Annotated in this window: 20 protein-coding genes; 10 read left to right on the forward strand and 10 right to left on the reverse strand. The window is 46.1% G+C overall.

All coding sequences use genetic code 11. The annotated features are described in order from the left end of the window. Positions 1 to 224: 224 nt before the first annotated feature. From AC4IFB_RS20295 to rluD, 8 genes are all read right to left on the reverse strand, one after another. Complete coding sequence (locus tag AC4IFB_RS20295) at positions 225 to 2540, reverse strand: Tex family protein (RefSeq protein WP_490781142.1); 2316 nt, start codon at positions 2538 to 2540, stop codon at positions 225 to 227. Positions 2541 to 2902: 362 nt separating this feature from the next. Next, positions 2903 to 3607, reverse strand: coding sequence for a GNAT family N-acetyltransferase (locus tag AC4IFB_RS20300; RefSeq protein ID WP_490781143.1), 705 nt, complete (start codon positions 3605 to 3607; stop codon positions 2903 to 2905). Between the two features lie 413 nt (positions 3608 to 4020). Next, on the reverse strand, positions 4021 to 5346 hold the full coding sequence (locus AC4IFB_RS20305) for a UDP-glucose dehydrogenase family protein (RefSeq protein WP_490781144.1): 1326 nt from the start codon (positions 5344 to 5346) through the stop codon (positions 4021 to 4023). A gap of 93 nt (positions 5347 to 5439) precedes the next feature. Beyond that, positions 5440 to 6096: a lysophospholipid acyltransferase family protein gene (locus AC4IFB_RS20310; RefSeq protein ID WP_490781145.1), complete on the reverse strand. Its 657-nt coding sequence runs from the start codon at positions 6094 to 6096 to the stop codon at positions 5440 to 5442. Between the two features lie 90 nt (positions 6097 to 6186). After that, complete coding sequence (gene def, locus AC4IFB_RS20315) at positions 6187 to 6711, reverse strand: peptide deformylase (protein WP_490781146.1); 525 nt, start codon at positions 6709 to 6711, stop codon at positions 6187 to 6189. 3 nt (positions 6712 to 6714) lie between these two features. Beyond that, a complete protein-coding gene (locus AC4IFB_RS20320) occupies positions 6715 to 7233 on the reverse strand; it encodes a glycine cleavage system transcriptional repressor (protein WP_490781147.1) in 519 nt (172 codons plus the stop codon). A gap of 125 nt (positions 7234 to 7358) precedes the next feature. Next, complete coding sequence (pgeF, locus tag AC4IFB_RS20325; protein WP_490781148.1) at positions 7359 to 8090, reverse strand: peptidoglycan editing factor PgeF; 732 nt, start codon at positions 8088 to 8090, stop codon at positions 7359 to 7361. Positions 8091 to 8365: 275 nt separating this feature from the next. Next, positions 8366 to 9331 (reverse strand): 23S rRNA pseudouridine(1911/1915/1917) synthase RluD, encoded by a 966-nt coding sequence (rluD, locus tag AC4IFB_RS20330; RefSeq protein WP_490781149.1) that lies wholly within the window; start codon positions 9329 to 9331, stop codon positions 8366 to 8368. 171 nt (positions 9332 to 9502) lie between these two features. Between rluD and AC4IFB_RS20335 the strand changes: the two genes are divergently transcribed. After that, entirely contained in the window at positions 9503 to 10273 is a 771-nt protein-coding gene (locus tag AC4IFB_RS20335) for an outer membrane protein assembly factor BamD (RefSeq protein ID WP_490781150.1), read from the forward strand. A gap of 107 nt (positions 10274 to 10380) precedes the next feature. Here the strand turns inward: AC4IFB_RS20335 and AC4IFB_RS20340 are convergent, their stop codons facing one another. Then, the gene (locus AC4IFB_RS20340) at positions 10381 to 10719 is read right to left on the reverse strand and encodes a P-II family nitrogen regulator (RefSeq protein WP_490781151.1); all 339 of its coding nucleotides are present in this window, start codon (positions 10717 to 10719) and stop codon (positions 10381 to 10383) included. Between the two features lie 324 nt (positions 10720 to 11043). After that, positions 11044 to 12648 carry an NAD+ synthase gene (locus AC4IFB_RS20345; protein ID WP_490781152.1) on the reverse strand — a complete coding sequence of 535 codons (1605 nt, stop codon included), beginning with the start codon at positions 12646 to 12648 and terminating at the stop codon, positions 11044 to 11046. 179 nt (positions 12649 to 12827) lie between these two features. Between AC4IFB_RS20345 and AC4IFB_RS20350 the strand changes: the two genes are divergently transcribed. The 9 genes from AC4IFB_RS20350 (at position 12828) to AC4IFB_RS20390 (ending at position 25107) form a co-directional block, all read left to right on the forward strand. Then, entirely contained in the window at positions 12828 to 13076 is a 249-nt protein-coding gene (locus AC4IFB_RS20350) for a PP0621 family protein (RefSeq protein ID WP_490781153.1), read from the forward strand. Beyond that, positions 13069 to 14712: a two-component system sensor histidine kinase NtrB gene (locus AC4IFB_RS20355; RefSeq protein ID WP_490781154.1), complete on the forward strand. Its 1644-nt coding sequence runs from the start codon at positions 13069 to 13071 to the stop codon at positions 14710 to 14712. The genes AC4IFB_RS20350 and AC4IFB_RS20355 overlap by 8 nt, the downstream gene beginning before the upstream one ends. Beyond that, a complete protein-coding gene (locus AC4IFB_RS20360; protein ID WP_490781155.1) occupies positions 14709 to 16055 on the forward strand; it encodes a sigma-54-dependent transcriptional regulator in 1347 nt (448 codons plus the stop codon). The genes AC4IFB_RS20355 and AC4IFB_RS20360 overlap by 4 nt, the downstream gene beginning before the upstream one ends. A gap of 378 nt (positions 16056 to 16433) precedes the next feature. After that, positions 16434 to 16847, forward strand: a complete 414-nt coding sequence (locus AC4IFB_RS20365) for a pilin (RefSeq protein WP_490781156.1) — start codon at positions 16434 to 16436, stop codon at positions 16845 to 16847. Positions 16848 to 17002: 155 nt separating this feature from the next. After that, the gene (locus AC4IFB_RS20370) at positions 17003 to 17767 is read left to right on the forward strand and encodes a hypothetical protein (protein WP_490781157.1); all 765 of its coding nucleotides are present in this window, start codon (positions 17003 to 17005) and stop codon (positions 17765 to 17767) included. Positions 17768 to 18278: 511 nt separating this feature from the next. Next, complete coding sequence (asnB, locus tag AC4IFB_RS20375) at positions 18279 to 20477, forward strand: asparagine synthase (glutamine-hydrolyzing) (protein WP_490781158.1); 2199 nt, start codon at positions 18279 to 18281, stop codon at positions 20475 to 20477. 86 nt (positions 20478 to 20563) lie between these two features. Beyond that, a complete protein-coding gene (locus tag AC4IFB_RS20380) occupies positions 20564 to 20860 on the forward strand; it encodes a hypothetical protein (RefSeq protein ID WP_490781159.1) in 297 nt (98 codons plus the stop codon). A 1298-nt stretch (positions 20861 to 22158) separates the two neighbouring features. Beyond that, positions 22159 to 23874 (forward strand): type IV-A pilus assembly ATPase PilB, encoded by a 1716-nt coding sequence (pilB, locus tag AC4IFB_RS20385; RefSeq protein ID WP_490781160.1) that lies wholly within the window; start codon positions 22159 to 22161, stop codon positions 23872 to 23874. A 3-nt stretch (positions 23875 to 23877) separates the two neighbouring features. Next, positions 23878 to 25107: a type II secretion system F family protein gene (locus tag AC4IFB_RS20390; protein ID WP_490781161.1), complete on the forward strand. Its 1230-nt coding sequence runs from the start codon at positions 23878 to 23880 to the stop codon at positions 25105 to 25107. Positions 25108 to 25146 lie beyond the last annotated feature (39 nt).

The following is a 25146-nucleotide window of genomic DNA, read 5'->3' on the forward strand; positions in this document are numbered from 1 at the left end:
AACAGACAGCTTACCGCTATAGACACGGGTGAGTATGAGGAATGCGACCAGTATTTCTGAGGTATCCACACACTATGGTGCGGCAGGGCCGCACCCTACCTCTTCTTTGCTTATTGTGGCTTTAACCTAAAAAGATCAGTTGGGCAGCGCGAAGTGTGCGTTTGTTGTGGTGCAGGGCAAGGGTTGCTCCTTCGATGGCAGGGAGGATACCCAAGTCCATCAAACTATTTAGGTTTACTCAATTTAGCAAAAGCTTCAGCCATCGCGCCCCTTGGCGCTGGAGACGGTCTCTTTTTGGATTTTGCTGATTGACGGTGATTCTCGGCACTCTTTTTTCGATTTTGATTATCACTCCGAGATGCAGAGGCGTCATCACTCAATCGCATTGTCAGAGCAATTCGCTTACGCGGTATATCAACCTCCATCACCTTGACCTTGACCAGATCACCAGCCTTGACCACATCCCGGGTATCTTTGACGAACTTATCGGCAAGTGCCGAGATATGCACCAATCCATCCTGATGAACCCCGATATCTACAAAAGCGCCAAAGTTGGTTACATTGGTAACGACACCTTCCAGAACCATACCAGTTTCCAAATCCTTTAGGTTTTCAACACCCTCTTTAAAGTTAGCCGTTTTAAACTCTGGCCGTGGATCACGACCGGGTTTATCCAACTCATGGATGATGTCCTCAACAGTAGGCTGACCAAATTTTTCGTCGGTAAAGTCTCTGGCTGATAGAGATTTCAGAAATGAGGTTTCACCAATTACAGATGAAATTTCCCGTCCTGTTTTTTGCAGAATACGCTCTACCACAGGATAAGCTTCCGGATGCACAGAGGATGCATCGAGTGGATTGGAACCGTTCATGATACGCAGAAAGCCTGCGCACTGCTCAAAAGCCTTTTCGCCGATACGTGGCACCTTTAGAATCGCTTTACGATCAGTGAAAATGCCATTTGCATCCCGGTATTTAACCAGATTATCTGCCATCAGCGAGGAGAGCCCAGCCACTCGATGTAGCAGAGGGGCCGATGCCATGTTGATGTCGACACCAACGGCATTTACACAATCTTCAACTACTGCATCAAGCTGTCTAGCCAATCTTGTTTGTGATACATCGTGCTGATACTGCCCTACGCCGATTGCCTTGGGCTCAATTTTCACAAGCTCAGCCAAAGGATCCTGCAGGCGTCGCGCTATGGATACTGCGCCACGCAGTGAGACATCCAAACCTGGAAACTCTTGTGCAGCAAATTCTGACGCTGAATAGACAGATGCGCCTGCCTCGCTGACCATTATTTTCGAGAGACGTAATTCAGGATGGAGCTTGATCAGGTCAGCTGCAAGTCGGTCGGTCTCACGCGAAGCCGTACCATTACCGATACTGATCAATTCGACATTAAACTTTGCCGATAGCTCAGCCAGCACTTTGAGTGATTCCTGCCACTGCTTTTTTGGCGCGTGGGGATAGATGGTCGTGGTATCAAGCAGTTTACCGGTATCATCAACAACCGCCACTTTCACTCCGGTTCTCAAGCCGGGATCCAATCCGATTGTGGCGCGTGGACCAGCCGGTGCAGCGAGTAGCAAATCATGCAGGTTTCGGGCAAACACCTTGATTGCTTCCTCTTCAGCCGCTTCACGCAGCCGTGTCTTGAGATTGTTATCCAGATGGGTAAAAATTTTGATACGCCACGCCCAGCGCACAACCCCCAACAACCAGGTATCAGCAGCCCGGCCTTCATCGCGAATACCCAGATGCCGAGCAACCATACGCTCAGCCACACCCATCTCACCGGTTTTTAGTTCAGCATCTTCAGGCAGACTCAGTTCCAAGCTGAGTATCCCTTCCTGGCGACCTCTGAATAGCGCTAATGCCCGATGGGATGGAATTTTAATAATGGATTCGGAAAAATCGAAGTAGTCAGAGAATTTTGCCCCCTCCTGCTCTTTGCCTTCGACCACCTTGGCTGAGAGCATACCGCTCTCCCAAAGGTGCTCGCGCAGCTGTCCAACAAGCTCAGCATCCTCAGCAAACTGCTCCATAAGGATCTGCTTTGCTCCATCAAGGGCGGCATCAATATCCGCTACACCTTTCTCTTCATCTATAAAGGCCTCAGCCTGTTGCTGCGGATCCAGAGAGGGATCACTGAGGAGTGCCTCAGCTAATGGCAGCAAGCCCGCTTCACGAGCAATCTGAGCTTTGGTACGGCGCTTCTGCTTGTAGGGTAGATAGAGATCTTCCAGACGTGTTTTTGTATCGGCAGCCAGGAGTGCAGCTTTCAACTCATCGCTCAGTTTCCCCTGCTCCTGAACTGATTTAATCACCGCTTCTCTGCGCTCTTCCAGCTCACGGAGATAATCGAGACGCTCCACCAAATTGCGCAGTTGTGTATCGTCCAACCCACCTGTGGCCTCTTTGCGATATCGTGCTATAAAAGGGACAGTCGATCCCTCTTCCAGCAAGCCGACTACAGCATCGACCTGGTTGATTCGTATACTCAGTTCATCAGCAATACGTTGCGCAATTGTCATGGAACATCCTGGCTTAAAATTAGCGAGGACGGGATAGTAACAAAGTGGCGAAGGCGGCGAAATCTTGACTTTCCAAAATCTACATCAGACTACATTTACTAGTGTAGTGCTTCATATAAATTGATGATTATAGCGAGCCCCTAAGCGGTTAGCCGCTAGGCGCGTACCGCCGGGAATGGCATGCCCTTTCCAAGGCGCGCAACGCCCCGAAGGAAGTACCCTTGGGGTGCAACGCGGATGACCACTTAGGGTCTCGCCCGAAGGGAAGCACTACACTAGCCAGGAGATAAGTATCACAACACCCAGACTTCGTGTATTTGCGCACGGCAAGAGATCAAAACGCCGCTGTTGCACTTCTACAACTAAAGCTTAAGCTTGAATGGCACATCCAGACTATGACGCATCAGATCCAAACTTAATCCCGACTGATATTTCAAACCATCTGAGATAAATCCCTGCATCTGACAAACCAATCCATCGATCAGTTCTACCGGGCTGGGTATTGAGATAGGAACAGGCTGATCTGGGATGGTTGCTTCAGCAATAGTGACACCGCCTTCACTTTTAAACCTGACATCGCCACACAGCTTAAGAACCAGATTTTTCATCTGCAGATTGTGAGGCAGGCACTCAAAACGAAACTTACTAATGCCGCGCTCTTGCGCAGCAGAGATCAATCTTTCCAGCAGTTGTTGTCCAACCCCTTTGCCCTGCATATCGTCAGCCACAGTCAAGCCGACTTCAGCAGATTCGGAATCATTATTCAGGCGAATGAAGCGACCGATAGCAACACCGCTCTTTTCCATGCCGTTTTCATCCAATGAAACCATTCCCAAAGCGAAATGATCCTGCTGATCAACTTCAGTAAAATAGATCAACTCATCGCTGGAGAGTCGTTTTTTCTCGTTCAGGAATCGGCGAAAGCGTGACTCCTTCGAAAGCGAATCAAATCCATCCGATAGTAGCGCCTTATCACCAGGCTGGATCAAGCGAATAACAATCCGCTCTCCACTGGGCAGAACCAGCAACTCTCTGTAAGAGTCCCGATATTTCAATAACTTATTCACATCAACCACCTTCCCAGCATACAACTACCGAGGCTTTAGCATATATCGAATTGATTGTGCACTGCAACATAAGACCCAGAAAGCTAATCATGGTTCAAATCCAGCTCACGCTTTTCATTATTCAAACCGCTTAGTCAGCAACTCATTGAAATAACTGTAATATTTTAGCCCCACACATGAAATATGGGTAAATTATGGAGTGATGTGGGGCTTAAAAGAAGAGGGCGTCTTGCTCGAATGACCACCGATTTACGGCAATTCAGAGAAGAAAACGACTTTTATGGCAGAAAATCTGAATTCTATTAACCCGGCGAGCAACTACTTTGCTTTCAGCCGAAGAGCGCCCAGCGTATAAGCTGGGCACTAACTAACCAGGCCTTAGATATAGCTGCAAGTAGGCGAGCTAACAGCTATCAATCTCCACGGCCGATAGCATAGTAGCTGAATCCTGCCTCTTTCAGACGCAGCGGATCATAGATGTTACGGCCATCGAAAATAACCGGCGAGCGCAACGTCTGCTTGAGGTAATCAAAATCCGGACTACGAAATACCTGCCACTCAGTAACCACAATCAAAGCATCAGCATTTTCCAGAGTGCCCTCCTGATTGTCGCAATAGACCAGATCATCCCGCTCACCGTAGATTCTACGACACTCCTCCATCGCTTCCGGATCGAATACCTGGACTTTTGCACCGGCATCCCACAGCGCCTCCATTAACACCCGACTGGAGGCTTCACGCATATCATCAGTATTTGGCTTGAAGGAGAGCCCCCAAAGCGCAAAGGTCTTACCCTGTATGTCTTCAGAGTAGTGTCGCATGATCTTCTCAAACAACACCCGTTTCTGACGATAGTTGACTGCTTCCACTGCAGTCAGCAATTGCGCATCATAACCGACCTCTTTCGCGGTACGCTCCAAAGCGCTGACATCCTTGGGAAAGCATGAACCACCATAGCCACATCCCGGATAGATAAAAGAGTATCCGATACGGGTGTCAGCACCTATGCCATGACGAACCTGCTCGATATCAGCCCCAAGTCTTTCTGCCAGATTTGACAGCTCATTCATGAAGCTGATCTTGGTTGCCAAGATTGCGTTTGCCGCATATTTGGTCATCTCCGCAGAGCGAATATCCATTGCTATCAAACGATCATGATTACGGTTGAATGGTGAATAGAGGGCGCGCAACAGCTCTGTAGTGCGGGGATTATCAGTACCGATGATGATACGGTCTGGTTTCATGAAATCATCCAGAGCTGCACCTTCCTTGAGGAATTCCGGATTTGATACCACATCGAATTCGACCTGCTTACCCAGTGAATTCAAGGTTTCATCGATCTTAGCCCTTACTTTGTCCGCGGTACCCACCGGCACTGTCGACTTGTCCACTACCACACGGTATTCGTCCATGTGAGTCGCTATCGACTCTGCAACAGCAAGTACATATTGAAGATCAGCAGAGCCATCTTCATCAGGTGGCGTACCCACGGCAATAAACTGGAACAGACCATGTTCCACTGCTTTGGCGGCATCAGTGGTGAAACTGAGTCTCCCCGCCTGGGCGTTTCTCTCAACCATGGCATCGAGACCCGGCTCATAAATTGGGATCTCTCCACGATTGAGCATCTCAATCTTTTGGCTGTCCACATCCATACAGACCACATCATTACCCACTTCAGCCAAGCAGGCGCCGGTCACTAAACCCACATAGCCGGAACCAAAAACTGTTACTTTCATCGTCATCCCTTAAGTAGTAAACACAAACTGGCGGCAATGATACTTGTTTGCGGAATTGGAAACCACATCACCAGACCATTCTGGGAGATTGATCTAGCTATCCAGCGCCTCCTCTATCTGACTATTCAGCTGATCAGCACTTTGGTCATCCACTGGAATTACCGCCTGTAGCTGAACAACTGCCCTGCTTCGCAAAAGCACCGGCTTCATTACATGACCCTCTGCAGAAACACCGCTGATGCGCAGTGCAACCAAGGGGACTTTAGTGTTCGAAGCAAGACGGGAAGCCCCGGCTTTGATCTTCCTGGGAGGATCACTATCGAGGTGGATCTTTCCGTGGGGGAAAATGGCCACAATCTCCCCTTGCCGAAGCGCCTTGAAGGCCTGCCTCAACGCTTTCTCCGGAGACCTCTCCCGATCAACAGGAATAGACCCGACAGCACGAAATAACCACTGCATGCCAAATCGCTGATACTGCTCCCGCGCAATTAAAAATCGCAATGGTCGGTTGCTTGAGGCGATCATCAGAAGTGGATCCAGCCCAGAGATGTGGTTGGAGACGACAACTGCCCCACCCTGTTCAGGCAGTGGCAGCACCTGGGGCTGAAGTCTGTGGTAGTAGCGGCAGAAGAGGCGGTTCAAACCATCCAGACGATTCAGCCACAAAGCCCCCCAGTCGGCCTGATTCGCCTCCTTGCAACGGCGATCGAGCCAAAACAGAAATAGGGCAACAAGGAGTAAGGTGATCATATTTGCATTAAAAAACGTGCTTTGACTAACCTGACTACTGTGGGCAGGATTGATTGGACACAATTCAGGTCATGAGGTTATTTTGCTCAGTTATTTACGCTTTTTCCCACCCTTTTGGTAGACCTTACGCTGAAACAGATCTGTTCGACGACTAACCAGACGATCAATAAACAGGATTCCATCCAGATGATCGACTTCATGTTGAAGCGCTCTAGCCTCATACCCTTCCATCTCGAATTCCAGGGCCTCACCCTCTGGGGTAAGCGCATGTAACTTTATACGCTCAGCACGTATCACATTCCCTGTGTAGTCTGGTACAGAGAGACACCCTTCACGCCCCAGTTCAAAGCCATCCCACTCGGTAATCTCTGGATTGACCAGTACCAGTCGTCCATGGTTCGGAACGGGTTTACGGGTGGTGGAACAATCGATAATGATAATCCTCTGCGCTCTACCCACTTGGGGAGCGGCTATACCCACAGCGGCAGGACCAGCCTGACGGGTATCCTCCAGATCATCAATGAATGAGATGAGTTCATCATCGAAGCTTTCCACCTCTTCCGAAATCACCTTCAACCTGGGATCAGGCAATTTTAAAATTTCCAGTATTGCCATGACTCAGCCAATCAGGGTTTCAATCGGTGACACATGGACATCAATCCCATCTGCCTTAAGCTTATCCAGCGCTGCTTCCAAGGTTTCGAGGGTCACCTCGGTATAACCCTGAATTGTCATAATGTAGACGGGCTTATCACTGCTACCCACCACATCCGAATCCAACTCAAGAATATTAAAACCACTTTCCGCTAAATGTCCGGTCACCTTAGCAACAATTCCTGCACGATCAGCACCATTCACTCTGACCTGGAAGTTAGGTACACGATGCTGGTGCAGACCACCATGCATCGGATCGAGGTGATACCTGAGTCCCAACTGCTCGGCGACGGGAGCGATGCAGGCGTTCAGGGTCTGGTCACTCTGTCCACCATCGACCATCATCATAATGGTGAAATTGCCACCCAACCGAAGCATGGATGCCTCTCCAAGGGTACAACCACCTCGAAACAGCGCATCAGTCACTTGCGCTACAATTCCAGACTGATCTTCACCGACCAGCGTCAACATCTGCCATTTCATAGTGTCCCCTAAATCACTCTGTTGGAGTGTTTCATAGTGTTTGACGGCTCCAGCTTAACAATTAGTCTCTAACCTGCATGTTGGTGCCGCCAAAAATCATTGCAGTGATCATACGACATGGAACACTACACTAGCCAAATCAACGAGGCCATCCGTCCCGTCACACCATCCCTACGGAATGAATAGAAACGCTCGCGGTCGGTCACTGTACAATAATCTCCCCCACTGATGAACCCCACTCCGGCTCTCATCATCCTCAACCTTGCCAAAAGATAGATGTCAGCCCACCAGTGACCGGGCCTACCCGGCTTAAAGCCCTGTTTATCCTCATCAGCATGAGCGATGAATGCCTGACGAACCTCTTCACCAACCTCAAATGCAGAAGCTCCGATCGCTGGCCCCATCCAGGCCAGCAACGATTCAGGTCGTGCCTGCATACGGGAAATCGCCTGCTCAATGATTCCAGCAGCCAATCCTCGCCACCCCGCATGTACCGCTGCGACTTCTCGGCCTTTCCTGTCTGTCAACAGTAGTGGTAGACAGTCGGCTGTGAGCACTGCACAGACCACCCCTGTCTTCGCCGTAACCATCCCATCCGCATCACAGCCTGGTTGATCCTGGTAAGTATCAGCAATTTTGCTACCATGAATTTGATTCAGCCAGAAGGGTTCAGACGGAAATCGACACTGGTTAAAAAGTAGTTTTCTGTTCTGCTTAACCGCAACGGAATCATCCCCAACATGAGCGGCTAAATTGAAGCTGTCGTATTGCCCCTGACTGACCCCGCCAATACGTGTCGTCGTACAAGCCCTGATATTTTCTGGTGCAGGCCAATCTGGTTCTATCAACTCAATCATCTTGCATTTCATTCCCTATAGCCGAATGGCGCTTACTTAAGAAAATTTAGTGCCTATCATGAGCACTCTCTGTACTAAACAAGCTATTCTGGTGGGGCATGGCCCCACCCTACGCCTATACGAACAGGTAGGGTGGGGCCGTGCCCCACCAAGTAGTCAAGTGGATCCACTGGTGATGGCAAGTTTCGACGTGCCTGCAGGCGTTGGTAACGTCACTCCTCAGGATGCAGCTGATGCGCTTCAGTCACTACTTGCTGGGAGCTGGCAGGCTAGCCTCAATTATTTTGGTTTAACAATGTCAGTATGTGTTGCATATCTTCAGGTGGCGGAACCTCCCATGCCAACGATTTCCCCGAGGTGGGGTGAATCAGTTCCAAACGGGTTGCATGCAACGCCTGGCGTTTAAACTGCCGCAGTGCATCTACTGTCTCCTGACTGATGCCAGCCGGTATCTTCTGACGGCCACCATACAGCTGATCCCCCAGCAGGGGATGGTGGATATGGCTCATATGAACCCGGATCTGATGGGTACGACCAGTTTCCAGATGTACCTGCAGATAAGTAAATGCCTGAAAACGCTGCAGCACTCGATAGTGGGTCACTGCCTGCTTACCATTGACAACTACCGCCATGCGCAGGCGATTGGCAGGATGACGACCGATCGGTTTATCAATCGTGCCGCCTGAGACCACTATACCCTGGGCAAGTGCTCGATACTCCCGCTTCACACTCCGCTCTTGCAGTTGCTGCACCAACGAATTCTGTGCCTGCAAGGTTTTGGCAACCACCAGCAAGCCACTGGTATCTTTATCAAGCCGGTGAACTATTCCTGCACGGGGTACTGATTTCAGTGGTGGGTGGTGATTGAGCAGCCCATTCAGCAAGGTTCCTTTTGGGTTTCCTGCGGCTGGATGCATAACCAGTCCCACCGGTTTATTGACTATGATTACGGCTTCGTCTTCGTAGATCAGGTCAAGGTCCATCTCCTCTGGAGCATCCTCCACCTCTTCAACCAGAAGAGGCCTCAGCACCACAGACTCTCCTCCTCGTGCCTTGTCCTTGGCGCGACAGGAGTTGCCATCCACCTCAACAAGCCCCTGTTTAATCCAATTTTGCAAACGGCTACGAGAAAATTCTGGAAAAAATTCTGCTAACAGCTGATCAATACGGGTGCCAGCCCGCTCATCTGGCACATTAAAAGTACGAGTGGGAACTTCTGATAAAGATTCAGGATCGGACATTAAAATACCATCTTGAGTAATAAAATCGCCCCAATTCCAACAGCAGTCTTCAGGCAATATCCACTCATGAAACAAGCTGAAAGAGCAGTTTGGCTGACCAGGTTATACCGAAACTGCAGCTTTCCGTTATACTCTCGCGTCAAATCTTTTTTCATAATCTAGAGATCGGCTATGTCCTGGAAAAGCATGTTACCCATTCTGATCATTCTGCTGCTGGCAGGATGCTCCCTGCCGGAGCAGGCCGATCCCACTAAAAACTGGAGTGCCAGTAAATTCTATTCTGAGGCCAAAACAGCCATGCTGGATGGAGAATACGACACCGCCGTTAAAAACTACAACGGTCTACAGGCCCGTTATCCCTTTGGCCGTTATGCAACACAAGCTCAACTCGATATCATCTATGCTCACTACAAAAACGGCGAGCCAGATTCTGCCATTGCTGCATCTGATCGCTTCATCAAGCTCAATCCGCAAAGCCAATTTGTAGATTATGCCTTTTATATGAAGGGGTTAGCTAACTACAATCGGAACCAGAGCTTCCTGAGTAGTATCCTGCCAACAGATCCTTCCGAACGTGATGCAGGGGCCGCATTGGATTCATTCAACGATTTTTCAGAATTGATTCGTCGTTACCCAGACAGCAAATACTCTGCAGATGCACACCAACGAATGCGCTATCTCAGGAATAATCTGTCTAAGTATCAGATTCATATTGCGAGATACTATATGAGGCGCGGCGCCTATCTGGCAGCGGCAAATCGTGCAAATCGTGTGGTGACACAATTCCAACGAACAGACTCTGTGCAAGAGGCCCTGGAGATCATGGTCGATGCTTATAATCGACTGGGCTTGACAGAGTTAGCCGCTGACGCCCAAAGGGTACTGGCACTCAACCTGGAAAACGGGCGTCTCTCTCAACCAGCCACTTCTGACCCGGAATAACAAGATCTAACCTTGCCAAATCGATGTAATCAGACGGATCGAATTGACAAACCCCAACAGTCGATGGGGTCATATAGGTCAGAAAAAGTTGTTTTTTCGCTGCTGCTTTAGATTGCAGCTTCGTTCTCTTCCCCTGTTCTAATCCTGATTACCTGCTCTACAGGAGAGACAAAAATCTTGCCGTCACCGATTTTACCGGTCCGCGCCGCATTGGTAATAGCATCGATACAAGCCTGAACCTGATCACTTGCTACAACCAGTTCTAATTTCACTTTAGGCAGAAAATCGACAACATATTCAGCACCACGGTAGAGCTCAGTATGCCCTTTTTGTCGACCAAATCCTTTGACTTCTGTGGCGGTCATACCAGTTATACCCACCTCTGATAGGGCTTCACGTACATCCTCGAGTTTGAAAGGCTTGATGATTGCTTCAACTTTTTTCATTGTTACTCTGCTCTCGTAGGGATAATCATAGCAATAGGGATTGTAACGCCCAGCCATCCGGCTAGTCTATGACCCACCCCGATATACCAGTAATGTTGCTCAGATATTAATAAAACCGGGATCTCAGCACTGTTCGACTCGATTGTGCCAATCCTCGGAGTACCCTCGCAAACGCAAAGGGTGAAATATTATAATTCCAAAGGTTCAGAAACGAAATAATATCATACAAGGCACTGATATAAAGCGTATTTCTTCATCTTACATCGATTTTTCATCGATCGACTGCTAAATCCAGGTTTATTCAGGTACCGAGTTAATAATACTTCATTTCTGCCAGGTCAATGGATAGCGTCGGTCACGTCCATAGGCACGCCTGGTGATTTTCACTCCAGGTGGCGCCTGGCGTCGTTTGTATTCGTTGCGATCCACCATTCGGATTACCCGCTCAACAATCGCCTGGTTGAATCCAGCTTCCGTTATTTCTGATAGATCCTGATCCTGCTCGACATATCGCTCAAGAATCTCATCAAGAACAGGATAGTCGGGCAGAGAGTCGCTATCTTTCTGATCCGGCGCCAATTCAGCTGAAGGCGGTCTTTCCAGAACCCGCTGAGGAATAACCGGGGACAAACCGTTACGATATCTGCAAAGCTTGTATACCAAGGTCTTAGGCACATCTTTGATTGGCGCAAAACCACCTGCCATATCGCCATACAAGGTGGCGTAACCAACCGACATTTCACTTTTATTACCGGTAGTTAACAAAATCCGACCCTTTTTATTGCTGATCGCCATCAATATGATGCCCCGACAGCGTGCCTGGATGTTCTCTTCCGTTACGTCGACGGGCTTACCTGCAAACTCTTCGCTCAACATCTCAAGGAAGGCATCAAACGCCGGTTCGATAGAGATCGTTCGGTAGTGCACACCCAGAGCCTCAGCCTCGGCCACTGCATCCTGATTACTCATCTCTGCGGTGTAACGGGATGGCATCAACACCACTTCAACCCGTTCCGGACCCAGTGCATCCGCAGCAATCGCCAAGGTAAGGGCGGAATCCACCCCCCCTGAAAGCCCGATAATTGCACCATTGAAGCCATTCTTCTGCACATAATCACGCACACCGAGCACCAGAGCACCATAGACTCTTTGCGCTTCGCTCATCAGAGGTTCTATGCCAGTGGAAATAGGAATCGGCTCTGGCCTGCATTCAATTTCGACAGTGGCTAGAGATTCTTCGAAAAAGCCGGCCCTGTGAATCAGATCTCCCTCAGCATCCACCACAAAAGAGCCGCCATCAAAGACCAGCTCATCCTGTCCCCCAACCAAATTGGCGTAGATAATCGGAATATGATTCTCACTTGCACGACGCTGCACCAACGCCTCCCGTTCAGGCGCCTTCCCTATGTGGAAGGGAGATGCATTCAGGTTTAATATGAGTTGAGCGCCCGCAGCTCGACTCAGCGCCACCGGCTCTTCTTCCCAGATATCCTCACAAATGGTCACTCCAACCTGGATACCCTTGAGATCAAATACCACCGCCTCCTGACCTGGTGTGAAATAGCGCTTTTCATCAAACACACTGTAATTCGGCAGCTTATGTTTCTCATATTCAGCAATCACCTCACTGCCATACAAGACCCCGGCCGCATTAAACAGCTTCCCCTCACTGAACCGAGGGTATCCAATCACCAGACAGATCTCCGGTACAGATGACCGAATCAGTTCAATCGCTCTCTCAACCCGTTGAATAAAATGGCTACGCAGTAACAGGTCCTCTGGGGGATACCCAGTAATCGCCAGCTCAGGAAAAACAATCACATCTACATCTTTTCGGCCCGATTCCGCTACCTCAATAATTCTCTGTGCATTCCCTTCAATATCTCCAACCAGAAAATTGAGCTGGGCAATCTGTATTTTGAGATTCAAACGATAACTCCTGACAGCGTTATTTCAGGCCGCATTCCAGACCATTGTGACCGAGGTTGCAAGCTTCTCTGCAACTACCTTCCACAACTACAACCCTAAACCAAGGAAAGGTCGCACATATCACATCGATTGGCCAATCCGGATTGACTACGTCTTAGACATCATAAACAATTGATTGAATGGGACTTAAAACTATATTCTTCGGACTTGCAATATGGGGCATCTACCTCATAGTACGCCATTTCGCTCGTTTGAAATCTAATCAAAAGGGTGCAAATCGACAGGTAAAATCGGTGGAAAGTGTGAAATGTGACCACTGTGGCCTGCATATACCTAAAAACGAGGCCGTAGAAAAGAAAGGGGTCTATTTTTGCAGCAAGGATCATCTGTTAGCTGCTGAATCGAAAATTCCGCCAGATAATGAGTAACTGGCTTTCGAAACTGGAGAGCGTGGTTGGTACACAGCCACTTCCCACGGACCAAAGTGAAGGATCACACTGGCGATCCCTGAGACTTTTCCAACTCTATCGAATCACTCTATCCCTTGCTTTGCTGTTTTTTTTCTATGCAGACAGCGGACCTCTATTTCTGGGATCAAAAGATCCGACGCTCTTTTCAATTACAATCATTACCTATACAACCCTAACCATAGCCTCCGCTATATTCTTCTTGTGGCGCTCCCCAAATCCAGAACATCAGGCGTACCTGGCTCTATTTGTTGATATTCTCGCGATTACACTCTTGATGCATGCCAGTGGCGGTATCCAGACGGGTATGGGTATGTTGATCGCTGTCTCTATTACCGCAGGCGCACTGATAATGGGAGGTAGAGCAGCACTACTGTTTGCTGCCTTGGCGGCTTTAGCGGTGATCACAGATCAGATTCATGCCAGCCTAAGCAATACCCTACCACCTCAATTCATTCAAGCAGGTTTCCTTGGCGCTGTATATTTCGCAACGGCACTCCTTACCTGGGTTTTAAGTAGCCGAGCAAGAGCCAGTGAACGCCTTGCAGAAACAAGGGCCAATGAGCTGAACCATTTAGCAAAGATCAACGCTCATGTTATAAAATATATGCGCACAGGCGTCCTGGTCATAGATTCATCCGGTGTGATCATAATGATGAATGATCCCGCTTGGCATCTGTTAGGCATGCCATCCGCTACTACAGGGAGCCAACTCGTTAAAGCGTCGCCTGAACTCGCGCATATTGCTCGAAAACGCCGCAACCCAAAGCGGAAACAGCACCTTACTTTTCGCAGCCAAAACCAGGGCCCTGAGTTGAGAGCCCACTTCAATGCCTTAAGTGGAGAGGGCCGTGGCGACATGTTGATTTTTCTCGAAGATACCTCCCAGGTAACTCATGAAGCACAGCAGATGAAACTTGCCTCTCTCGGTAGACTTACAGCCAGCATTGCCCATGAGATTCGCAATCCATTGGGCGCAATCAGCCATGCCAGTCAACTTTTTCAGGAATCCCCAAACCTTAATGTTGCCGATAAAAGACTAACTGAAATTATCACAACTAATGCCGCAAGAGTTAATCAAGTCATTGAGAATGTCCTTCAGCTCTCGCGTAGGGACCCAGGAAAACAGGTCACTTTTAAGCTCAAGCCCTGGCTGGAAAGAGTCACCGCCGAATTGATCAAGCATCAAGGTTTCAACAAAAGAATAATACTCATACAGATCGAACCTGATACAACAGAAGTTTTTGCAGATCCTGAACAATTACGTCAAATCCTCACCAACCTCTGCAACAACTCTCGTGAACATTGCGACCCTAAGACCTTACAGCTACAGATTGTCGGTGGTTTAACCCAAGAGTATCCACATCCTATACTTGACGTAGTAGATAACGGACCAGGAATTGCACCCGAAGTGGCAAAACAAATTTTCGAACCCTTTTTCACCACACGAAACACAGGAACCGGGCTTGGTTTGTATATTGCGAAAGAGCTGAGTGAAACTAATCGCATCCGTCTGGAGTACATTCCTGGCCCAACAGGCGGCAGCTGTTTCCGTCTTCACTTTGAGCACTGGCAACGCGGGAAAAAACAAGCATGACTCAACCCACCGCACTGATCGTAGATGATGAACCAGATATCTGCGAGCTACTCGAAATCACTCTGATGCGTATGGGAATTGACGCCCACTCAGTGTTCAACCTAGCAGGTGCACACAAGCTTCTAGAGGAGCAAAACTTCGATCTTTGCTTGTCGGATATGCGCTTGCCTGATGGGAATGGTATTGACCTTGTCCGACATATCAATCAAACCTACCCCCAAATTCCAGTGGCCATGATCACAGCTCACGGCAATATGGAGTCAGCTATAGAGGCATTGAAAGCAGGCGCTTTCGATTTCGTTTCCAAACCTGTTGATTTGGACATGCTTAGAAATCTGGTGCAGCAGGCTATTAAGCTTAGTAAGCAGGAGCCGGCTAAATCAAAACAAAAAAAAGCAGAATCCAATTCTCACCCTCCAATGCTGGGTAACTCACCTGCCATGACGCGAATTTCTAAGCTGATAGATAAGTTGTCCAGGAGTCAGGCGCCAGTATATATCAGTGGAGAATCTGGAACGGGTAAAGAGTTGGCTGCGCGGATGATTCACCACCAAGGAGCTCGTGCCGACCAACCATTTATTGCGGTCAACTGTGGAGCAATTCCGCATGAACTGATGGAGAGTGAGTTATTTGGCCACAAAAAAGGGAGCTTTACTGGGGCAACCCATGACCATGACGGCCTTTTTGCAAGTGCAAATGGAGGAACACTGTTTCTCGATGAGATTGCAGACTTACCTCTGCATATGCAGGTAAAGCTCTTAAGAGCCATCCAGGAAAAAATGATCCGTCCTGTTGGAGCACAACAGGAAATTTCCGTCGATGTTCGGATCATCAGCGCTACTCATAAAGACCTGGCAGAACTGGTAGAGCTTGGTGAATTCAGACAAGACCTGTTCTACCGAATCAATGTGATTGAACTACCTCTCCCTCCCTTGCGTGAGCGCATTGAAGATATACCACTATTGGCACAGCACTTTCTCACGCGCCTCTCTCGTCAAAGCGGTAGTAAAAAGCCGAAACTGACTACTGAAGCAACTAGAAAACTCAAAGCCTATCCATTTCCAGGAAATATACGGGAGCTGGAAAATATATTGGAAAGATCTCTCACTCTGCTTGATAGTGAAAGGCTTGAAGCCGATGACCTTCTCCTGCCAAACCACACCACAGAGACAGATAGTACGACAGCACCCCAAAAACTTGGCGACAAAATGGAAAAGGTGGAGCGTGAATCTATATTAGAAGCACTGGAACAGACTCGTTGGAATCGAACTGCTGCAGCAAAAAAGCTGGGGATGAGTTTACGCTCCTTGAGATATCGCCTGGAAAAGTTAGGTATCGAGTGAAGCACCTGCCAACCCGTGATCTACGTCACACTTTTAAATCAAATAAAAGTGACAACTCATCTTCACCATCAATCCAAGCTACCTGCACCTACCGAAAAAAGTGACATTTTTTGTCACTTTCTTACATCCAAGGTTATTCGAAAGATTAGCTATAACGATCAGGTCTGGAAAACCCCGATATCATACAAATAAATATCACCGCAGTTTATTATCTTCAATTACAACAATTTAGCACGTATCCAGTAGACCTTTTTTCTCGTAACCATGGAACTTGGCATGCATTCTGCAACTACAGGTATAACTCGGTGATATACCTTCATTAAAGTTTTGCTTTTGATCGCCGACAAATCAGGCACCAACATATACGGAGCATTAAAGATGAAAAAACAAGCTGGTTTTACCCTTATCGAACTCATGATCGTTGTCGCGATCATCGGTATCCTGGCAGCCATTGCACTGCCAGCCTACACAGACTTCACCACCCGGTCGAAAGTGGCAGAGATCATTGTCGCTGGCGGTAAATGTAAGACTTCTGTTGTTGAGTACTATCAGACTATGAACAGCGTCCTGCCAGCAGATACTGCCGCCGCTGGATGCGCAACTCAAGCTACCCAACACGTGACATCACTCAGTGTTGCGGCCGGCGTAATAACTGTTGCATCAGCCATTACTGCAGCACCGGGCGACTATATACTGACCCCCACCGCAAATGCAGCTGACACAACCATTCTTGATTGGCAGTGCACTAGCTCCACTATCGATCCTAAATTCCTGCCAGCCAACTGCCGTTAATAGCAGTACACACAATTACAAGTTGAGAATTCAACTTGAAAAAATCCCCACCTTGGTGGGGATTTTTTCGCTTAATCTGAAAGTTGCCTGTTGCAGCAGCTAACAAATAGGGTGGTCCATCAATATTTCCGTCTTTTCTAATACGCGCTTTCATCATGGATAAACCAACCAGAAAACAAGCTGTTACAACACACCTATGCCTGAGCATACTTGTAGTCGGTGCTATAGTCGCAATTATAATGGTGTATTGGTACCCATGGGACCTAATGGCCCTGCAAGGTGCTTTTGAGATCCTTGTTTTGATCATTTTCATTGATGTCATTCTCGGACCCTCACTCACACTATTAGTTTACAGGCCCAACAAACGCTTTCTCACCCTGGACCTCACTACTATCGCCATACTCCAGATAGCAGCTTTGGTATATGGCACATATACAATATATCAGGGCAAAGTCAGTTACCTGGCATTTCTGCAAGACAAATTTTACTTAGTGAAGCAGATGGATCTCATCGGTCAGGCACCATTTGATCTGGGCAAAACACAACGTATCAGCCCATACGGACCCCACATTGTTGATGTGAAAGCTCAAACCGGCGCCAACCAGGATTTCACAACACTCATCAGCGCCCTTATGAACGACCAATCTCCCACTTACATCGCATCCAACTACAGAGAATTCCCGATCGATCATCATGGGCTCTCCAGCACTACCCTGAAGCTGCCTGAGCTGCCTTCAAATATTGGGAAGAGAATTCAGAAAGCCGCTGAGAAATTAAAGACAGATCCCAAAGATCTCTTCTATTACCCTGTGCGAGGCAAAGTAATGAATGGTATTGCTATACTCAACCCGAAGACTAGCGAACTCGTGGATATCATTGCTCATGAGCCAGTAGAACAACCAGAAGAAACCACTAAGTAGAGTAATGTATATACGAACATTTCCAATATCACCCGCTATAATTCATCATACAAACTCAAAGACATAACACAGTTGGCGCCATCTCTCTCGATTTTGAACGTAGAAACGCTCAAGCTTCAATGTAAAATTTTTCTCAATACTCTCTACACTCAAGACGTATAGGTACCTTAAACAGCTGGGCGTTATTTATGGTAAATATCGTAGCTTGTTAAATTTCTTACTGAATACATTGCATTTCATCAGAAAAATGGCAGGACTTATCTAAGACCAGCCGAAATATCCAGCTGACTGATTAACAGTCTTTTATGTTAATTTCGTATTTTGATACCCAATCGAATCTCAGCTTTTCTTGTTGAAGCACCCAATTTTATCGTTTTATATTATGAATAAGAGCAACTCTCATGCTTAAGATAATCTAATATATAAATAAGTTTGATATTGATAATGAACCAGTATATTTTTACCTGTCGACCGAAGTGTAAAGACAGATCTTAAATTTTGGAAGTATGCTATGTGTGGATTTACAGGAATTATTAATTTTACTGGCAGTAGTACTTGCCCTGAAGCAACCATGAAAGCTATTGGTGAAGCTCTTAGATTTCGGGGACCAGATGACGAAACATTCTATCAGGATGACTATCTATCATTTGTCTTCAGAAGGCTCTCGATTGTAGATATCGAAGGAGGCTCTCAGCCAATCTGGAATGAAGATAAATCACTTTTTGTAGCTGTCAATGGCGAAATCTACAATCATATGGAGTTAAGGCAAACTCTTAAAAAAGATCATACATTTTCCTCTGATTCTGATTCTGAAATTGTTCTGCATCTATATGAAGAATTTGGCACTAAATCCTTTGAGAAATTAAATGGAATGTTCGCTATCACAATATGGGATAGAAACAATAAAGAGCTTGTGCTTTGCAGAGACAGGATAGGCATAAAGCCTCTATATTATACGGAAACTGCAAGCGGTTTTTTATTTGGCTCAGAATTGAAAGCTTTATTAATGCATCCAGACTGTCCAAGAGAACTGAACTGGTCAAACTTAAATGAAGCAGGCCTACAAGATAGTATAGAAATACCAAGCTTTGTAAAAGGTGTTTCGCATTTTCCCGCTGGTTGCTATCTTAAAGTAACCGGACAACATGATATTGAATTTGAAAGATACTGGTCACTGGAAAAACATGTTTCAAATGAATCAAAAATGAGTGATTCCGAGGTATTGGATCAATACATTGCATTGGTTCAGGATTCGGTTAAAAAAAGATTAATGGCTGATGTACCGGTTGGTATTTTCTTCAGCGGGGGGCTTGATTCAACACTACTAACCTCAATAGCCTCAAGCTACTCTTCCGAAATCCATTGTTTTACAGTCGTTGATAAAGCCACCTATGATTCGGGTGATGTACCTATTGCAAAGGCGATGTCAGAGAACCATGGTTATAATTTTCATCCGATACTTTTCGATATCGATACGATGATAAAGAACTTTAATCTCAATTCTCTTGAGCGCATCATCTATATGATGGAATCACCTAGATTTGACCTCGAATTCTTTTATAAATCCGAGCTACATAAGGCGGCCAAGAAATTAGTGCCTGATTTAAAAGTTATCTTACTTGGTCAAGGTGCAGATGAGTTTGCTGGCGGGTATTCAAAATATCTTGGGTCTAAATTCAGTGACTGGAAATCATATATCAGTGAAGAAGTAAAGCCATCTATTGACTATCACTACAACCGGCAATGTAATCTACCGGTTCGGTTTGATGGATTTTTTGACTATGCTCTTAATAAGAGTATTGATTTAAAGGATATATATAAGGAGAAAATGAAAGCTTATATATATCAACTCCAGTTTTTCAACCTTTGGCATGAAGACAGAACCAGCTCATATTACGGAATTGAGTCAAGGGTTCCATATCTAGATTACAGGGTTATAGAATTGATGGCATCCATACCATCAGAAAAACACGAATCCCTTTTCTGGGACAAGTCACTTATTCGTAAAGCAGTAGCCAGGATAGTTAAAGATTATCCTGAGAAACACCCAAAAGTACCGTTCTTCGTCACTGATGACCTTTTGAATGCAAATATATTTGCAAAGAACATTTGTAAGAATATCTATAATGAATTTTGTGAAAAATATCTCGATAAAACCAAACTTCCTGTAAATCATAGTTCATTTAACGAACTATATGAGGCATCACAATCAGATAGAATTAAGAGTTCAAGCAGTGCATGGAGGTTGATTGAACTAATGTCAATTGTTATTTTCGAGCGCTTTTGCGCGGTAACTGATGAGTTTGTGAAATTCAGCGATAATTCTTTAGATTCTGCCTTTTCTGAGTATCAATTGGAACAATGGGATAAATTGCCAGATGTTCTTAGTAGCTCGTTACACTTTAAGGATGTATTTGAATGGAGCCCAGAAACAGTTATTAGTATTCCTGAAGATTGTGAAATAGTGAATCTTCTCACAGAGAGCGAAGGAGTCACTGAATTAGTTTGGCTGTGTGAAGGACAGCAAGAGCTTCGCTTAAAAGTACCTGACAGTCACGATTGGTTGGTAATGCTATTCGATGCTATGGGTAGTCATATAAATTCTCCGATGAGCGTAAAATACTGGAGTGAAAAAACAGGCGTTTCAGCTCAGGTACTTGTTAATAACCTAAACAAATTTGTAAAGACAGGATATATTACAAAACACTAACGTAAAGCGAACCTCCTCTCTATACACAATATTTTATAGACACAGCAATCTTTAGCCGTCATCGGCTTGGTGAATGGGTGATACACATGATTTCAGATTTTTTAAAAAGAAAAAAGATTGTTCAATACGCTGAACAGATAGTGAACACTCATTTCAATCACGCAGAGCAGCTAAAGATGGCACGATTAAGAGGCGCCAAATACCAAAAAAGGCTTGATGTTCTGTGCAACAAACTTGGTCATGATGCACACAGCTATATTCAAGATGAAAAACTTGGTGTTTACGGAAAAGCAAAATTACTGAAAGTAGTTCAAACAAAACTGGAAGCTAACGGATTGGCATTGGATCAGGCGACAAGTATCGTTAATAAATTATTGCATTGAGAAGAAGATGTTAATCTGCATAAGCAATGGCTTGCAACATAACTTTATGATGTAGTAGATAGTACATTAATCATCAACCACCTAACAGGTTTCAGATTGAAAGCTGAGATTGCCAGTAGAATCAAGTAGCCTAATTTTGGAGGAGCACTTGAAACTCCAGATGTACATTCTCTTTTTGCTGCTTACCTTATTGACAGGATGCATACCAAAGTCAGAATCGGATCTACTGGTAGATTCGGCACTAAATATCTCTGGCCTTCCAGCAAACGTACGGATTCTGAAGAGTAGTTGGTTGACTGGTTGGTTTTACAACTCCTATGAATACCATTTAGAAATTTCTGCAGATGACTACACTAAGTTGCTTTCAGGTCAACACTATATCGATTGCGCGAAATCTCATGTTGAAAGTACAAAAGCATTTATCCTGTTTCAGGATGATAAGAATGTGCACTTAACGCACTGCGTAAAACATATATCGCCTGAGTTAAACGTTGCTGTTTACCACGATAGTGATATTAGAAATGTGTTCGTAGTATTCGACACACACTAAAATATAAAAAATCCCATCTTTTGATATTTACGGTGATCCAGACGTACTTGCTGTTGAGAATCTCCCAGCGCACCTACTGTGATTTATTGAAACACCCTGAGCGCGCGCTCGAAACTACGACGACATTTTTTTTAAGGGAAGCAATGGAGAAATAAGAGAAGATTTAGAAGACAAAAGGTGCTGAGTGCATCGTAAAGGACTGGTTAATGACAATGAATTGATCAGATATACCCGTGCAGGCCATCTGATGCTGGATAGACCCAACGAGCACTTCACTGAGGCAAGGATCAGTAACAACATAACCAGACAACCCCTAACTCATTGATAATAATAAAATAAATTATAGCTCACTCAAAATTCATCTTCACATATCATACCCAGTTACTATAACAATCGTACTGAATAGTGAATTAGCACCTAGTCATGTTACAAATCTAATTCTGTTTTCAAAACTTAGTAACCAAATGGTTTTCACATAGTCGATCAGTGCAGCACCAAGTCTCTGTAACCATTTCTGGACACATGAGCAAGGACTTATACCATTTCCACAAATTCAGACCCTTACCCATTGAATCTATTGCATTCTAAGGCTACATTACCTTATGATCAACGGGTCATCTTTGCATTTAACACACAACTTCGACTGCGGCCAACAGATAGTTAGGAATAAGGATTGAACGATCTAAATTTTCACCACCATCTGCCGCAAAGTATATAAGTCCTAGTCAAAAGGCGATAGTACATCAGGATGGCTACCACAAAACCACAAATCAATCTCAGCGGACTTGCGCGCTGCTTAATCCAAGACAGACTCCTTTCTGAGGATCAGGCAGCTACAGCATTCGAGGATTCACTTAAGAAAAAAGTCCCATTTGTCTCATTTCTTGTAGAAAACAAGATTTTGAAGAGTATTGATATCGCTATCTCTGCCTCTCGGGGTTTTGGGGTGCCTATTTTCGATCTAGATGTCATAGATCATAACGTCATACCGATTGATGTAGTTCCAGAGAAGTTGATTCGCTCGCACCATGCACTACCGATATTTAAAAGGGGTAACCGTCTTTTTCTGGCAGTATCAGATCCCACTAATCATCAGGGTCTGGACGAAATCAGATTCAATACCGGACTCGCTTCTGAAGCTATCCTGGTAGAAGATATCAAGCTCAGCAGGACTCTCGAGAAGGTGCTTGAGGCCCAGGAAACCGGCATGGATGAGCTGTTGGATGCCGACCTGGATAACCTGGACATCTCTTCTGGGGATGAGGAGAAATCAGGCGACGAATCAAGCTTGGATGTTGATGAAGCACCTGTTGTGCGCTACATCAACAAGATTCTCCTGGATGCGATAAATCAAGGGGTTTCGGATATCCACTTTGAGCCTTACGAATACACCTATCGCATCCGCTATCGCCAGGATGGGATGTTACACGAAGTAGCCAATCCGCCATCCAACCTTGCAAACAGATTATCCAGTCGTATCAAGGTCATGTCTCGAATGAATATCGCGGAGAGGCGGGTACCGCAGGATGGCCGTATTAAAATGAAGCTTTCCAAATCCCGTGCCATTGATTTTCGTGTTAACACATGCCCAACCCTTTACGGCGAGAAAATCGTCCTTCGTATTCTCGATCCAACCAGCGCTCAGCTGGGTATTGAGGCCCTAGGTTTCGAAAAGGAGCAGCGAGATGTTTTCGAAAAGGCAATAAAAAAGCCTTATGGGATGATTCTGGTAACAGGTCCTACAGGTAGTGGTAAAACCGTCAGCCTCTATACTGCCCTCAATATGTTGAATGAGCCCGAGGTCAACATATCTACAGCAGAAGATCCTGTGGAAATTCAAGTCGCGGGCATCAATCAGGTTAACACCAATGTCAAGACTGGGCTCACTTTTGCTGAAGCACTCAGAGCCTTCCTACGACAGGATCCTGATATTGTAATGGTGGGTGAGATTCGTGATCTTGAGACTGCTGAGATTGCTGTAAAAGCAGCACAAACGGGTCACTTGGTCCTATCCACCCTTCATACCAACGACGCCCCTCAAACCCTGACGCGATTGGCAAATATGGGAATCCCTCCCTTCAACATCGCTTCATCGGTTCTTTTAATCATGGCCCAACGCCTCGCAAGACGACTATGTGAACATTGTAAAGAGCCTGACGACTTACCAAGAGAAGCTTTACTTGAAGAAGGTTTCACTGACGCCGACATCGACGCTGGTTTTACGATTAACAAGCCTGTAGGTTGTGACCTGTGTACCAACGGCTATAAAGGCCGAGTTGGTATATTTCAAGTTATGCCTGTCTCAGAGGCGATGGGTAAGATCATTATGGAGGGAGGCACATCATTGCAATTGGAAGATCAAGCGGAAAAAGAGAATGTCGATAATCTTCGTCGTTCAGGCCTACGCAAGGTAATGCAGGGTATTACAAGCCTCCAAGAACTCAACAGGGTAACCAAGGACTAAGCTATGGCGCCCCCCAGAAATAAAGCAAAAGTTAAATCCCACCTCTATACCTGGGAGGGGACGGATAAAAAAGGTTCTCGCATTTCCGGCGAAAGTCGCGCAACAGATGTCAATATGGTGAAAGCCGACCTGCGAAGGCAGGGTGTCACCCCTCTAAAAGTCCGAAAAAAACCTGTCTCGCTTTTCAGTGGTAAGAAGAAAATTACCAGCGCGGATGTAACCATCTTCAGTCGTCAGCTTGCAACAATGATGTCGGCAGGCGTACCGATGGTTCAAGCCTTCGATATCGTTGGTAGGGGACATGAAAACCCCTCAATGCAAGAACTCGTCCTGACGATCAAATCAGATGTCGAGGGTGGCACAGCGCTTGCCGATGCTCTAAAAAAACACCCATTGCATTTTGAAGATCTGTTTGTAAATCTGGTTCGCGCAGGTGAACAAGCTGGTGTTTTGGAAACATTGCTACACAAGATAGCCACTTATAAGGAAAAGACAGAATCCATTAAGGGTAAGATAAAAAAAGCCATGTTTTATCCCGCTGCAATCATCGTTGCAGCTGTTGTGGTGACAGCTATTTTGCTTATTTTTGTTATACCTCAATTTGAATCCCTTTTTCAAAATTTTGGTGCTGACTTACCCGCCTTTACCCGGCTAGTCGTCAATCTTTCCCACTTTGTACGTGATTATTGGTGGTTAATGCTTGGTAGTATTATTGGTGCAGGCTATTTATTTATCGGAACTTGGAAACGGTCACGAAAATTACGTCACTCTGTTGACCGGATACTGCTTAAATTTCCTGTCATTGGTGTGATCCTCAATAAATCTGCAATAGCACGTTTTTCTCGCACCCTTGCAACCATGTCTGCTGCAGGCGTTCCACTGGTTGAGGCGCTAGACTCTGTTTCAGGCGCCACAGGAAACGTTGTTTATAGTGACGCCGTTTTGAGAATGCGGGAAGATGTTGCTACTGGTCAATCCTTACAGCTGGCTATGAGGCAGCGAAATCTGTTTCCCAATATGGTAATACAAATGGTTTCCATCGGTGAAGAGTCCGGTTCTCTAGATGACATGCTCAACAAAGTCGCAGACTTCTATGAAGAGCAAGTCGACAATGCTGTAGATGCCATGAGTAGCTTAATGGAACCTTTGATCATGGTCGTTCTAGGTACGCTTGTCGGTGGACTTGTTGTGGCCATGTATCTACCGATATTTAAGATGGGTTCTGCGATCTAGTCATAAATATGCACATATGCCTGTAACCAAAATACCTGA

This window comes from Candidatus Thiodiazotropha sp. AKIB8 (genome assembly GCF_058244675.1).